This window comes from Megasphaera micronuciformis F0359 (assembly GCF_000165735.1).
In the GTDB taxonomy this organism is placed as follows: domain Bacteria; phylum Bacillota; class Negativicutes; order Veillonellales; family Megasphaeraceae; genus Megasphaera; species Megasphaera micronuciformis.
Window position 1 is genome coordinate 379,853 of the sequence record NZ_GL538208.1, and the last position, 14,604, is coordinate 394,456.

Here is a 14,604-nt window from a genome sequence, read left to right on the forward strand (position 1 = left end):
AGCCTTACGATGAAAATGCAATATGTACCGATTGTCGTAGAACAGTCGTCTCAAGGTGAACGCAGTTACGATATTTATTCGCGTTTATTAAAGGATCGCATTATCTTTTTAACGGGAGCTATTGACGATACGGTCGCCAACAGTGTGATTGCTCAGCTTCTGTTTTTGGAAGCCGATAATCCCGATAAGGACATTCATTTATACATTAACAGCCCCGGCGGTGTCGTAACCGCCGGTATGGCTATTTATGATACCATGCGTTATATTAAGCCCGATGTTTCCACTATTTGCGTAGGTTCGGCAGCTTCCATGGCTTCCGTTCTTCTGACGGCGGGAACGAAGGGAAAACGTTTTGCATTACCTCATTCGCAGGTCATGATTCATCAACCCTTGGGCGGAGTTCAGGGTCAGGCGTCGGATATTGAAATCCACGCTCGCGAAATCCTGCGTATGCGCAAAGAATTAAACGGCATTTTGGCAACTCATACAGGTCAGCCTGTGGACGTTATCGAAAAGGATACGGAACGGGATAACTTCATGACTGCCGAAGAAGCCAAAGCATACGGCCTTGTCGATGAAATCCTTATCAGACCGGGTGATGCGGCCGTAAAAGGCTAAAATCCGGAAGGGGGTAAGGAAAGTTGCCGAAAGACACTCATAAAGATGAACCGCGTTGCAGTTTTTGCGGACGTACGCAAGACGACGTAAAGAAACTGATCGCCGGTCCGGGAGTCTATATTTGCGACGAATGTATTAATGTAGCACAGACGATTCTGGACGACGAACTGGAAGAAGAGGAAGAAGCACCGGCCTTTGAAATGAAGGAATTGCCTACCCCTCATGAAATCAAGAAAAACCTGGACGATTATGTTATCGGTCAGGAAGCGGCTAAGAAAACTTTGTCTGTAGCCGTATACAATCATTACAAACGCTTGCAGTCCAACAGCAACAAGGACAAGGACGATGTGGAGTTACAGAAATCAAACATTGTCATGGTCGGTCCTACGGGTAGCGGTAAGACCTTGTTGGCACAAACGTTGGCCAAGTTTCTGGACGTTCCCTTTGCTATTGCCGATGCGACGAGTCTGACTGAAGCCGGCTATGTAGGGGAAGATGTGGAAAACTGCCTGCTCAAATTGATTCAGGCGGCGGACTTTGATATTGCCAAGGCTGAAAGAGGCATTATCTATATCGATGAAATCGATAAGATTGCCAGAAAGTCTGAAAATCCGTCGATTACACGTGATGTTTCCGGAGAAGGCGTTCAACAGGCTTTGTTGAAAATCCTCGAAGGTACGGAAGCCAATGTACCTCCCCAAGGAGGTCGTAAGCATCCTCATCAGGAAATGTTGCAAATCGATACAACGAATATTCTCTTTATTTGCGGCGGTGCCTTTGACGGCATCGATAAGACTATTCGCAGTCGCCGTACGGAGAAAAACATGGGCTTCGGCGCCGATATTCATAAGAAAAATGAAGAATCGGTAGAAGAACTGTTGAAAGAAATCATTCCTACGGACTTGCAGAAGTTCGGTCTCATTCCCGAATTGATCGGTCGACTTCCCGTGCTGGTTACGTTAAATCCCTTAGATGAAGAAGCGATGATACATATTTTGACGGAGCCTAAAAATGCTCTTGTTAAGCAGTATCAGAAGATGCTCGGCATGGATGACGTAAAACTTACGTTTACGGATGATGCTCTAAAAGCCATTGCCGAAGAAGCGCTGCGTCGTAAGACGGGTGCTCGTGGTCTTCGCTCCATTATTGAACGGATTATGCTGGATGTCATGTTTGATGCACCTTCGCGTAAGGATGTGGAAGAGTGTATTGTCACTAAAGAAAGTGTTGTTGACGGCAAGGCTCCTCAGCTAAAATTGAGATCATCGGATTCGTAGTTACAGAACTCATTTTCTGCCAAGGAAATGAGTTCTCTTTTTCTAACGAGCTCTTGCGGAAAAGAAGGTGAAACAAATGGAAGAAAGCAATATAATATCCGTACCCCTCGTCACGCTTCGAGGGATTGTCGTATTTCCTAAATTGGTGAGTCATATTGATATCGGTCGGGAACGTTCTATGGAAGCCGTTGAAAAGGCCATGGATACCAATCGTCTTCTGATGGTGGCCACACAAATAGACGAAAGTGAAGAAAATCCCGGCATAGACGGCATTTATCACATCGGTACTTTGGTCAAAATTCAGCAGATGCTTCGCATGCCCGGCGGCGGTATTCGTATTCTTGTAGACGGATTGTATCGTGCCGTCATTAACGGCTTTTCGGAACGGGCCGCATACCTGGAAGTAGCTGTTGAAGAAATTCCCGAATTCATGGGCGATCCTATGGAGGAGGAAGCGTTGCGGCGCGTCATGTACAAGCGCTTTGAAGAATGGCTGAAACGCGTTAAAGACGGTGAAGAAATTACGGAACGCCTGCAGTCCGTTGACGGTCCGGGTGTCTTGGCCGACTTTATAGTTTCCAAACTGCCTGTGCAACTTCAAGTTCAACAGCAACTCTTGGAAACGTCCAATGTAAGTGAAAGACTTAGACGTGTAACGGGACTTCTCGATATTGAAACGGATATTGCCCGCTTGGAAGCGGAAATCTCCAAGGAAGTTCGTACCCAAATCGATAAACAACAGCGGGAATATTATTTGCGCGAAAAAATTCGCGTCATTCACGGTGAATTGGGTGATAAGGTAGATAAAGACGCGGAAGTTAATGAGTTACGCGAGACGATTAAGAAGGCGGCCTTGCCCGAGTATGTGGAAAAGGCGTTGCTAAAGGAAACGGATCGCCTTGATCAGATGCCGCCCATGATGGCTGAGTCGGCTATTGTCCGTACGTATATAGATTGGGTCCTGGCCTTGCCGTGGACGAAAGAATCGGAAGATAATCGGGATCTGAAAAATGCGCAGACCGTATTGGAACATGATCACTACGGGTTGGAAAAGGTGAAGGAACGGATTATTGAATATTTGGCCGTACGGCAGTTAACCGACTCGGCTAAGGGTCCTATCTTATGCCTTGTAGGTCCGCCCGGCACGGGTAAAACAAGTATTGCCCGCTCTATCGCCTCGGCTATGGGTCGTAAGTATGTGCGTGTTTCCTTGGGCGGCGTAAAGGATGAAGCGGAAATTCGCGGTCATCGTCGAACTTATATCGGGGCTTTGCCCGGCCGAATTATAACGGGTATGAAGCAGGCGGGTACGAAAAATCCGGTTTTTCTTCTTGATGAAGTGGATAAGCTGGCATCGGATTTGCGCGGTGATCCGTCGGCAGCTTTACTGGAAGTATTGGACCCGGAACAAAATGATACGTTTACGGATCATTTCATCGATTTGCCTTATGACTTGTCGAAGGTTTTCTGGATCATGACGGCCAATGTGGCGGGAAATATTCCCCGCCCCTTGTTGGATCGTATGGAAATTATCGACTTTTCCAGTTATACGGAAGATGAAAAGGTACAAATTGCCAAGAAGTATTTAGTACCCAAGCAATTGAAAGAAACGGGGTTAAAAGGAAAAGGGATTAAGTTCTCTGACAGCGTATTACGGCGTATTATTCGCGATTATACGAGAGAATCCGGTGTAAGAACCTTGGAAAAGACTATCGGAGCCGTTTGCCGCAAATTGGCCAAAGCCGTTTTGCTGGAAGAACATGCCGACTTATCTGTTACCGTTAAGCGCTTACCCGATTTCTTGGGACCTGTCAAGTTCCTGACTCCTGAAAGAAAGCAGAAGAACGCTGTCGGCTTGGTCACGGGTTTGGCATGGACGCAAGTGGGAGGAGAGGTCTTGGAAACGGAAGTGGCTACCGTTCCCGGAAAGGGCTCCCTTATTTTGACAGGCCGGTTGGGTGATGTCATGAAGGAATCGGCTACGGCCGCTGTTACCTATGTGCGCCGTCGTGCCGAATCGTTGGATCTTCCCGTCGACTTCAATCAGAAGACGGACATACACATTCATTTGCCTGAAGGCGCTATTCCCAAAGACGGACCTTCGGCAGGCATTACCATGGCTACGGCCATTGCGTCGGCACTGACGGGACAACCTGTGCGCCATGATGTAGCTATGACGGGAGAAATTACGTTGCGCGGCAATGTTCTTCCCGTAGGCGGCATTAAGGAAAAGGTCATTGCTGCACACCGGGCAGGAATCAAAAAAATTCTGCTACCTGAAGCCAATAAAAGAGATATGTCCGATGTACCGCAGACTGTCAAAGACGATGTGAAATTCGTTTTCGTAAACCACATGGATCAAGTACTGGAACAGGCGTTGGTGAAATAATGGAACGCAGAGATATAGCTTTGATTAATCCCAAGTATTTAACATCTGCCGTTGAAGCCAAGCAATATCCTTGCGAGGAACGGCCGGAAATTGCCTTTTTAGGCCGTTCCAATGTAGGGAAATCCAGTCTCATCAATTCCTTATGCAATCAGCGCGGCTTGGCTAAGGTCAGCGGAGCACCGGGGAAGACACGGACTATAAACTTCTTTACGGGAGAACTTCGTGAACGCGTTGATGGCGAGTCGACACGACACCCCGTATACCTTGTCGACTTACCCGGTTACGGCTTTGCCAAGACGGGCGGTAAGAATCGGGATTTGTGGAGTCGTTTTATCGGTGACTATATTCAGTCGTCAAAAAGATTGGTTCTGTTATGCCTCTTAGTGGATTTGCGTCATCCCGGGCTGTATTTGGACGGAGAAGCCTATGCATGGCTTCGTAACAATGACATTCCCTTACAGATTGTCTGCACTAAGTCGGATAAGCTGAATCAATCGGAAAAGCAAAAAAATTTAAACGAGATTAATCGTTTATTTCCTACGGAATATGCAGCTCTTGCTTACTCGTCTTTAAAGGGGCAAGGTAAGAATCGACTCATAGAAAGATTCTATGACGTAGTCCGTGGGCGCTTCGTTGACTATGAGCATACGGTATGATATATTCATAACGTAATCTAAAAAAGAATAAGGTACAGTCAGGTGTCTAACGACCTAACAGAGAAGTCCGGTGCAATACCGGCGCGGTCCCGCCGCTGTAAGGAAGAGGGAGATTGCAAGATGTCACTGCATGGAAATGCGGGAAGGCGCAATCGACCGATGATGCCGAGCCAGAAGAACTGCCTGACGAAGAGTCACCGGTATGACCTGCGAGCGATGGGTAGGAGATTTATGCAAAACAGCAGAGGCTGCAAGGTGATATCTTGCGGCCTTTTTTGTATTTGGAGGAATCGATTTGTCGGAAAAACGACGAGTATCGGCCTGTCTTTGCTGTGCGGTTCTGTCTTTGGGAAGTATCGTATACGGTGCTGCCGGAGATGATGATAAGGATACGACGATTCGCGTAACTACGCGACCGATTATTGTAACGGCCTATCGAAACACGGGAGCTTACGGCGGAGCGGAATTGCCGGAAGCACAAAAAACGGTTGTGACGGAAAAACAAATCAGTGCCAACAATTATAAGACGGTTGAAGATGTGTTACGGCAAGTGAACGGGGTCACGTTAAACAGTATGGTTCCCGGGGCCACTTCTTTCGTGAGGATTAACGGTGACGACAGAGTCAATATTCTCGTAGATGGACAGAGTCTGGCCAATGCACAAGGTTCGTCGTACGGTCGGGGGATGGTTGACTTGTCGACCTTGCCGGGGGTCGATAATATCAGTGCCGTTGAAGTTGTCAAAGGAGCCGGGTCGGTCCGTTACGGTGCCGGCTCCGTAGGCGGGACGATTAATATTATTACAAAAAAAGGTAAGAAAAATCGGACGGTTTTCGATACGGCTTTCGGCTCATGGGGAAAGGAATATTACAGTCTTCTACAGGAAGGATCAAAGGGAGATACGAGTTGGTTCATGTCGGGAAGCCTTGATAAAAAGGATTATTATAAGTTTCCCGAAAGTGCTCGATCGGATAAAGCGGCAGGTGATAATCGGGCCAAGTCTTTGACCTTCCGTATGGATAGAAAGCTGAACAAGTCGCAATCTATGACCTTGGATATTTCGCATAAAGATTCACGAGGGCATGCGGTCAGCTTTGATTCTCCGTACGGCATCGCTCACCGAAAATTTTCGGTCAAGCAGTATAAACCCCTGGAAAGGCTTAGCAATAATGTGAGCTTTACGTGGAACTTCAGAGAAAATACGAGTACGCCCGGACATATTCGGTATTTTAACGACTATTCGAAAACGTGGTGGACCAACCGTTTCCATACAAGAACGCAGGGGATTCAGGCTGAACGCTCGTGGATGACGAAGTATCATTTCTTTACCTTAGGGACGGAATGGACCTTGGATTCGGGTTCCAATGACGGAGCTAATTATAAGAATAAAAAGAAGTCGAACAGGGCCGTATACGGCGAAGATATGATCGTTTATAAAAAATGGTCGTTTACACCGGGCTTGCGGTTGGACAAAAACAGTCATTTCGGTTTTCACAAGACGCCGCGACTGGCTGTAGAATATCGTGCCGGCGACAATTTAAATATATACGGTTCGTGGAGCCGGGTTTATACGGCCCCTCGTTTGAATGATATGTATTATAACGGGGCTCGGTCACGCGGCAATCCGGATCTGAAGCCTGAAAGCGGATATTCTCAGACTGTGGGATTGGATTGGGCGATGACTAAAAATACGTTGTTGCGCTTCAGTCTTTTTCACAGTTATTTGAATGATGCCATTCGTTGGGATCGTAGCATCACTCCTTATGAAGTTCGCAATCTCAATAAGGAAGATAAACGAGGAATCGATTTGTCGTTACAGCATAAAATAGGTGCGGCTTGGGATTGGGAGTTGGCATATACGTATACGAAGATTAAAATCGATGAAGGTCGCGGTATGCGAAGAGATCCGTCCAATAGTCAACCCAACGGGTATCGAGCTTCATTGCAATATCATGAGGGTAAATGGAAGGTAAATTTGCAACTGTCAGCCGGAACGGGCCGAGAAGATCGGTATTATGTCAAGAAAACGTATGCAACGTGGGATCTCAATGCCAGCTACAGTGCCAATAAGCGACTTACCCTGTACGGCGTCGTTCATAATTTGACCGATGACGGTTATGATTTATATCACGGTTATCCGGACAGCGGTCGCAGCTATTTATTCGGTATGAAGTATTCGTTTTAAGGAGTTTTTATGGTAAAGAAACTTTTGTGTTTGTGTATGGCCGTCTTCGCACTTGTTGCTTGCGGGTGCGGTTCGGATAAAAGTGATACGTCACAAAACGCCGGTCAGGCTTATGCCGTTATTACGGATGATACGGGAAAAACGGTAACTCTTGATAAGAAGCCGCAGCGAGTCGTAGTGTTGTCATCATCTCTTATGAATTTTGCCGCCGATGTAGGCGGTGAACTGGCAGGTAGACCGACGATTAAGTCGGACGACGCAAAGGTTCCCGATAGCTATCAGTCCGTCCCGGAAGTAGGGCCTGTTTTTAATGTCAGTGCCGAGGCGGTTATTGCCTTAAAGCCGGACCTGATTATTGCCAGCAAGTCGCAACACGAGGCGTTGGTTCCCTTGTTTGAACAAAACGGAATCAAGGTTGTGGTTCTCACCTCTAAAACGTATGATGATGTAAAGCGGAATATGACTATATTCGGGCAGATTTTTGATAAAAAGGAAATAGCTGAACAACATATTGCGGATATGGATAAAAAAATTGAGGATATTCGTCATAAATTCCCGGGAAATCATAAGAAGATCGCTATTATTCACGCTACGCCCAGTCAAGTATCCGTAGAAATGAAGAACTCCATTGCCGGAAGCTGTGCCGACATTCTGGGGCTTGATAATGTAGCGGCTGACGGACAAGTTACATCAAGTGATGCCCAGGTGCCGTACTCTATGGAAAAACTGGCTCAGGACAATCCGGATATCATCTTCATTACGACTATGGGAAAGAAAGAAAAAGTGGAGAAGAAGATGAAGACCGAATTTCAAAACAGTCCGGCATGGTCCGTTTTGGAAGCCGTTAAAAACGGTCGTGTCTATGTACTTCCTGAAAATCTCTTCTTATTAAATCCGGGTCTAAATTATCCGGAAAGCGTGGAATATATGGGTCGGGCCGTATACGGAGAATTACATTGATGGGTGCTGAAAAAGGTATAAAACGATTGTCTCTTTTACTCTTTATGGCCGCTTTTCTTGCCTTTTTTGCCGTTTTATCCGTGTCTCAGGGAGCGGCGCAGATTGATTTGCAGGCCGTCATTCAGGCTCTTTACGGAGACGGACAATCGACGACGGATCAGATTATTCGCAATATTCGGTTACCTCGTACCGTTACGGGCATGTTTGTAGGCATTAATCTGGCCCTGTCGGGAGCCGTTTTGCAGGCTGTTATGAAGAATCCCCTGGCGGATCCGCATATTATCGGTGTTTCGTCCGGGGCCGGGCTGGCGGGAATTGCAGTTATGCTGGTTTTTCCGGCCTATACCTCGTTCATTGTACCGGCCGCTTTTTGCGGTGCCATGGCGGCCGCCGGACTGGTGTATGTCTTGGCATGGAAAAACGGGATTCGTCCCGTACGACTGATCCTCGCCGGCGTAGCCGTATCAGCTCTGTTAGGGGCCTGCATTTCCGGCCTTTTGATTTTTTACAGTGACCGGGTACACGGGGCCTTGATGTGGATGGTCGGCGGGCTATCGGCGAAGAGTTGGGTTGATGTATCCCTCATTTGGCCCTATTCGCTGGCCGGCTTTTTGACGGCCGTAGGAGGAGCCTATTATTTGAATATTCTTCAATTGGGTGACGATACGGCTAAAGGGTTAGGGCTTAATACGGAGTTGACACGTGTCGTTTTTACGGCCATAGCCGCTGTTTTGGCTGCCAGTGCCGTGAGTGTAGCCGGCTTATTGGGGTTTGTAGGTCTTATTGTGCCTCACGTGGCACGTCTTATTATCGGTACGGATTATAGGTATATTATGCCCGCTTCAGCTTTATTGGGAGCTATGTTGGTCACCCTAAGCGATACCTTGGCACGGTTGCTGTTAGCACCTATGGAGCTTCCTGTAGGGGTCATCATGGCATTTTGGGGAGCTCCGTTTTTTCTCTTCCTGTTAAGGAGGGATGTATAATGGCCGATTCCATTCTTACGGTTAGCGATTTATCGTGTGAAGCCGGCGGTAAGACAGTGCTGCACGGGTTGAATCTACATATTGAAAGACATGCCGTTACTGCCGTTATCGGGCCGAACGGATGCGGTAAAAGTACCCTTTTGGGTTGCATGTGTCGTCTGCGACAACCGTCAGCCGGGGAGATTACCTTAAGCGGGCGAAGTATTCGGACGTACAAGCGTAAGGAATTAGCTCGTAAGATGGCTATTTTGACACAACAGGACGAGTTTCCCCATCGTATTACGGTTCAGGAACTGGTAGAAGCGGGACGGTTTGCTCATAAAAGTTTTCTACGCAGTGATGACCGTAACGGTAAGGCTGCTGTAAAGAATGCGATGGAGATTACACGGACGAGTGAATTCTCGCAGCGACAGGTACATACCTTATCGGGAGGCGAAAGACAGCGAGTACGTATGGCTATGGCCTTGGCGCAAGAGCCGCAACTGTTGCTCTTAGATGAACCGGGGACCTATTTGGATATACGCCACCAGTTGGAAATTATGGATTTACTGGTGAAGTTAAAGAAAGAGCGACAAATGACCATCGTCATTGTTTTGCATGATATCAATCAGGCAGCCCTTTATGCCGACTATACGGTAGCGATGAAAGACGGCCGCATACAAGCGTACGGGAAGACTGACGAAGTAATTACGCGTCAGTTGGTGGAACAGGTGTTTGACCTGAACGTGAACGAGTTCGTTTCGTCCAATGGCGAGACGGTGCTCATGCCGTCAGGAAATAAATAAATTTTATGAGGTGGTAGCAATGAAAAAAAGTATGTTGAAACGACTCTGTGCAGTATCTTTGGCGAGTCTTGCTTTAGGAACTTTTACGGGCCTTCCCGCACAGGCCGGATATACGTTGAATCCGGAAGTAAAGGATGCGACGCCCGCTTTGAAGCAGGCTGCCGAAATCGGTGTGAGAAAGCATGAAACACCGGAATTGGCTAAAGAAAAAAACAAGGATGCTATTCTCGTGCTCAGCTTCGGCACGACGTACAAAGACAGTCGTGTCAAGACGATTGAAAAGACGGTTTCCGATATTCAGGCTGCCCATCCCGATGTAAAGACGGTCTTGGCGTTTACATCTCATATTATTGTGGATCGTATTGCCGAAAAAGAAGGAAAGATGATTCCCACTCCCGAAAAAGCATTGGATCAACTCAAAAAAGAAGGCTATACGCGTGTAGCCATTACGTCTCTCGATGTTATTCCCGGTATGGAATATGCATATGATACGGCTATTTACGACTTGTATAAAAATGATTTCAAGAAGATGACTGTAGGCACGCCTATTATGTACTGGATGGGTCAGGAAGATCAGCGTGACGACGTGGCTGAATTCGTCGAGGCTTTGAAAACGCAGTTGCCGAAGACAGATAATCATACGGCGGTTCTCGTCATGGCCCACGGTACTCCCCACCCGGCTAATGCATACTATTCCGTTGTACAAAATCGTATCGATTCGGCAGGACTTAAAAATGTGTACATTTATTCTGTAGAAGGTTGGCCCCATTTGGATACGGTTATTCCGCAATTGAAGGCCAAGGGAATTAAAGAAGTTACCATTATGCCTATGATGATGGTTGCCGGCGACCATGCCAACAACGATATGGCAGGAGCTGAACCTGATTCACATAAGAGTATTTTGGAAAAAGAAGGCTTTAAGGTACAGACGTATATTCACGGCTTAGGAGAAAATCAGGCGGTTCGAAAGATGTTCGTAGAACGGGCTAATGAAGCTTGGGATGCACTGGAAAAAGAATAATTGAACGTGGTACAATAATTCGGTAATGTATCTCATTTAGAAGGAGAGGCCGAGGTTATGGACCGGGAATACTATGCTGTAAAAGACGGCAAAAAATTGCGTTGCGGTTACACTACGGGTACGTGTGCGACGGCAGCGGCGAGTGCGGCGGCTATGATGCTGTTTTCACACCGAAATGTGGATACGGTACGTGTTGAAACGCCTAAGGGCGTTACGTTGGACTTGGAAACAGAGGATGCCGTTTTTTTTGAAAACACAGCGACTTGCGCCGTTCGAAAGGATGCGGGAGATGATCCGGATATAACCGACGGCCTCCTTATTTTTGCCACCGTGACCTATGCGTACGGAGACGATATTATTCTTAAGGGCGGTAAGGGTGTCGGCACGGTGACTAAAGAGGGAATGTCGTCACCTGTCGGCGAGGCCGCTATCAATCCGACGCCGCGGCGTATGATTACGGAAGCGGTGCGCAAGGTGATGGACGATTTTAAGTATAAGGGCGGACTGGAAGTCACTATATCCATTCCCGGAGGCGAAGAACTGGCACGTAAGACCTTTAATCCCAGACTGGGTATTGTAGGGGGATTATCGGTCCTGGGAACATCGGGTATCGTCGATCCTATGAGCGAGCAGGCTTTAATCGATACGATTCACGTAGAAATGAATTCTCGTCGAGCCGCGGGAGATGAGCACTTACTGGCCTTTTTCGGTAATTACGGCGTCGATTTTGCCGCTTCGGAATGGCAAATGAATACGCAAGACAGAGTTACATGCAGTAATTATGTCGGTGAAATGCTCGATTATGCGGCGTACTTGCAGTTTAAGGACGTACTTTTAATCGGTCATGTCGGTAAGATGCTAAAACTGGCCCAGGGAATTATGAATACCCATTCCCGATACGGTGACGGCAGAACTACGTTCCTGGCTATGGAAGCCATGTTTGCCGGTGCTTGTGTAGAGACGGGTAAGGCCGTTTATGAAAGTCTGACGACGGATATGGCTCTTGACATACTGGAAGAGGCGGGCGTTTTGGAGCCGGTCTTGCAAAAGGCGACGGAGAAGGTTGCTTATTATATGCAGGCACGCGTACACGGAGCTTTGAAAACGGAAGCCGTCTTATTTTCCAATAAGCGCGGAATTATGGGGATGACGCAAGGCGCAACTGAACTAATCCGGTTTCACGGAGGAGGAAAATAATGAAAGGAAGATTGTATTGCATCGGCTTGGGGCCGGGAGATCCCGAACTGGTTACTGTGAAAGCTTTGCGGCTCATGAAAGAATGTTCCGTATGGTTTATTCCTCAAAGCGGGCCGGATAAGGAGACAGCCGGTCGGATTTTGCAAGCTGCCGCGGATTATGCGGATGAAGACTTGCAGGCATCCAAGACGATTGTTAAATTGGCCTTTCCCATGACTCGAAGTGAAGAAATTTTAGAAGAGGCTCATAGAAAGAATGCGGAAATTATAGAGGCGTATTTGGATAAGGGAGAAGATGCGGCTCTATTTACACTCGGTTGTCCTACTGTATATGCATCATGTTCTTATGTGGAAAGACGAGTCGCCCTCGCCGGGTATGATACACAAATCGTTCCGGGTGTCACCAGTTTTTGCGCGGCGGCAGCGGCCTTGGGGACGAGTTTATGTGAGAAAGATGAACCTCTTCTGGTGGTGCCTGCGAATCGCAATGATTTGGCAGACCTTCTCGATGTGCCGGGAAATACGATTATCATGAAGCCGTCATCAGCCAATGACAAAATAAGACCTCTTTTAGAAAAAAAGGGGCTAATTTCAATGGCATCTATGGTACAACAATGCGGTACGAAGGAAGAGAAAATCTTCTCTTCACTTGAAGGAACCGTTCCTCATAGTTATTTTTCAGTTATTCTCGTTAAGAAAGAAGAATTGATATGATACATTTTGTCGGAGCCGGCCCGGGAGCCCCCGATTTAATTACTGTAAGGGGTAAAAAACTTTTAGAGGAAGCGGATCTTATTATTTATGCCGGGTCCTTGGTCAATAAAGAACTTTTAACGAATGCTAAAGAAAGCTGCATTGTCAAAGACAGTGCTTCCATGACCTTGGAAGAAGTATTAAAAGCCATGGAGGAATCAGAGGCAAAAGGGTTTGTGACGGTTCGCCTGCATACGGGAGATCCGTGCTTGTACGGCGCCATAAGAGAACAGATGGATGCCTTAGATAAAAAGGGGATTGACTATGATTACACGCCGGGGGTCAGCTCTTTTTCTGCAGCCGCTGCAGCGTTACGGGCTGAGTACACCTTGCCGGGTATTAGCCAATCGGTAATCATTACGAGAACAGCCGGACGGACGCCCGTACCCGATAAACAGACCATTGTCGATTATGCACAGCACGGAACGACGATGGTTGTCTTTCTCAGCACGGGGCTTGTTGAAAAATTGGCAATTCAATTGGTTGAAGGCGGCTATACGGCGCAAACGCCGGCGGCTGTCGTATATAAGGCCTCGTGGCCCGAAGAAAGAGTATATCGTTGTACTGTAGGAACCTTGGCGGAAACGGTTCATGCACATCATTTAAAGAATACGGCACTTATTCTGGTGGGACCTTTCTTGTCATCGGCCTATGAACGGAGTAAATTATACGATCCCGAATTTACTCACGGATTCAGAAAGGGCAATAAGGAATAAAGGGCATCTCATGAAGGCATATATATTTTTCTTTACAAAGCATGGCGGTGAGACGGCTCTGAAAATCAATGAGGCACTTTTGCAAGAAGGCGTGGAATCACGTGTTTTTACGACGGTTCGTCAGGTTGAAAAGAATAAGCTTTTTGAAACTTCACCTCACGGCTTTTCGGTTCTTGCAGCCGAGGCTTTTTCTCAGAAAAACGTGTTGATTGTAGTCGGTGCGGCCGGTATTGCCGTGCGTCTCGTGGCTCCGTTAGTCAAACGAAAGGATTCGGACTCACCGGTTCTCGTGGCGGATGAAAAAGGAACTTTTGTCATTCCTCTTTTGTCGGGACACATTGGCGGTGCCAACGAGATTGCCCGTATGTTGGCTCGTCACTTGGGGGCCGTGCCGGTTATAACGACGGCAACAGACGTTAACGGCTTATTCGCTGTTGACGAATGGGCGGCACGCAAGGGGTTCTTTTTATCGTCTTTAAAGGCAGCTAAAGATTTTGCCGCTTCTTTGCTCGCAAGAGGAAGCGCCGGTGTTGTCAGTGACTTTCCTTTAACGGGCAGTTTGCCGCCGGGACTTACAGAAGGAATACATGAGGAAGCGGGCATGGCCGTTACTGTAAGAACGGATACGCATCCGTTTGCGAAGACCGTATGTGTTTATCCGCCGTTTTTACATGTCGGCGTCGGCTGTCGACGCGGTAAAAGCGTTGAAGATCTCGAAGGGTACATACGTGAGGTGCTGGAAATGTCGAAATTATCTCCACTAAGTGTAGCGGATGTTAATACCGTCGATGTTAAGGCTGATGAAAAGGGATTGATTGAATGTGCCGAACGGTTCGGCGTGCCTTTGCGCACCTATTCGCCCGGAGAATTAATGAAGGTACCGGGAATTTTTACGACTTCCGATTTCGTTCGTTCCCAAGTCGGGACGGATAATGTGTGTGAACGAGCAGCTGCGGCCGCAGCGAAAGAAAGCGTACCCCTTGTTCGTAAGCAACATCGTGACGGAATGACTGTAGCCGTGTTTGTAGAAAAGAAAGAGATTTCATGGAAATAGGAGACAGT

General features: G+C 47.4%; 13 protein-coding genes and 1 riboswitch. All 13 genes read left to right on the forward strand.

The annotated features are described in order from the left end of the window. Window positions 1-9 precede the first annotated feature (9 nt). The 13 genes from clpP (at window position 10) to HMPREF9429_RS05580 (ending at window position 14,596) form a co-directional block, all read left to right on the forward strand. Complete coding sequence (gene clpP / locus HMPREF9429_RS05520) at window positions 10-618, forward strand: ATP-dependent Clp endopeptidase proteolytic subunit ClpP (RefSeq protein ID WP_006942283.1); 609 nt, start codon at window positions 10-12, stop codon at window positions 616-618. 23 nt (window positions 619-641) lie between these two features. Beyond that, entirely contained in the window at window positions 642-1,895 is a 1,254-nt protein-coding gene (clpX, locus tag HMPREF9429_RS05525; protein ID WP_006942285.1) for an ATP-dependent Clp protease ATP-binding subunit ClpX, read from the forward strand. A 76-nt stretch (window positions 1,896-1,971) separates the two neighbouring features. Then, window positions 1,972-4,284, forward strand: coding sequence for an endopeptidase La (lon, locus tag HMPREF9429_RS05530; RefSeq protein WP_006942286.1), 2,313 nt, complete (start codon window positions 1,972-1,974; stop codon window positions 4,282-4,284). Further along, the gene (yihA, locus tag HMPREF9429_RS05535; protein WP_006942287.1) at window positions 4,284-4,940 is read left to right on the forward strand and encodes a ribosome biogenesis GTP-binding protein YihA/YsxC; all 657 of its coding nucleotides are present in this window, start codon (window positions 4,284-4,286) and stop codon (window positions 4,938-4,940) included. Before lon ends, yihA begins: the two co-directional genes overlap by 1 nt. Before the next feature lie 23 nt (window positions 4,941-4,963). Next, window positions 4,964-5,141: riboswitch (cobalamin riboswitch) on the forward strand. Between the two features lie 94 nt (window positions 5,142-5,235). Next, window positions 5,236-7,125, forward strand: coding sequence for a TonB-dependent receptor plug domain-containing protein (locus HMPREF9429_RS05540; protein WP_232216650.1), 1,890 nt, complete (start codon window positions 5,236-5,238; stop codon window positions 7,123-7,125). Window positions 7,126-7,134: 9 nt separating this feature from the next. Then, window positions 7,135-8,085: an ABC transporter substrate-binding protein gene (locus HMPREF9429_RS05545; protein WP_040773929.1), complete on the forward strand. Its 951-nt coding sequence runs from the start codon at window positions 7,135-7,137 to the stop codon at window positions 8,083-8,085. Next, entirely contained in the window at window positions 8,085-9,071 is a 987-nt protein-coding gene (locus HMPREF9429_RS05550; protein WP_006942290.1) for a FecCD family ABC transporter permease, read from the forward strand. The genes HMPREF9429_RS05545 and HMPREF9429_RS05550 overlap by 1 nt, the downstream gene beginning before the upstream one ends. After that, window positions 9,071-9,856, forward strand: a complete 786-nt coding sequence (locus HMPREF9429_RS05555) for an ABC transporter ATP-binding protein (protein WP_006942291.1) — start codon at window positions 9,071-9,073, stop codon at window positions 9,854-9,856. The genes HMPREF9429_RS05550 and HMPREF9429_RS05555 overlap by 1 nt, the downstream gene beginning before the upstream one ends. A 19-nt stretch (window positions 9,857-9,875) precedes the next feature. Beyond that, window positions 9,876-10,877, forward strand: coding sequence for a sirohydrochlorin cobaltochelatase (locus HMPREF9429_RS05560; RefSeq protein ID WP_006942292.1), 1,002 nt, complete (start codon window positions 9,876-9,878; stop codon window positions 10,875-10,877). Window positions 10,878-10,934: 57 nt separating this feature from the next. Beyond that, window positions 10,935-12,074 carry a cobalt-precorrin-5B (C(1))-methyltransferase CbiD gene (cbiD, locus tag HMPREF9429_RS05565; RefSeq protein WP_006942293.1) on the forward strand — a complete coding sequence of 380 codons (1,140 nt, stop codon included), beginning with the start codon at window positions 10,935-10,937 and terminating at the stop codon, window positions 12,072-12,074. Beyond that, window positions 12,074-12,787: a precorrin-2 C(20)-methyltransferase gene (gene cobI / locus HMPREF9429_RS05570; RefSeq protein ID WP_006942294.1), complete on the forward strand. Its 714-nt coding sequence runs from the start codon at window positions 12,074-12,076 to the stop codon at window positions 12,785-12,787. Before cbiD ends, cobI begins: the two co-directional genes overlap by 1 nt. After that, the gene (gene cobM, locus HMPREF9429_RS05575; RefSeq protein WP_006942295.1) at window positions 12,784-13,542 is read left to right on the forward strand and encodes a precorrin-4 C(11)-methyltransferase; all 759 of its coding nucleotides are present in this window, start codon (window positions 12,784-12,786) and stop codon (window positions 13,540-13,542) included. Before cobI ends, cobM begins: the two co-directional genes overlap by 4 nt. Window positions 13,543-13,552: 10 nt before the next feature. Then, window positions 13,553-14,596, forward strand: coding sequence for a cobalt-precorrin 5A hydrolase (locus tag HMPREF9429_RS05580; protein ID WP_006942296.1), 1,044 nt, complete (start codon window positions 13,553-13,555; stop codon window positions 14,594-14,596). Window positions 14,597-14,604: the final 8 nt, after the last annotated feature.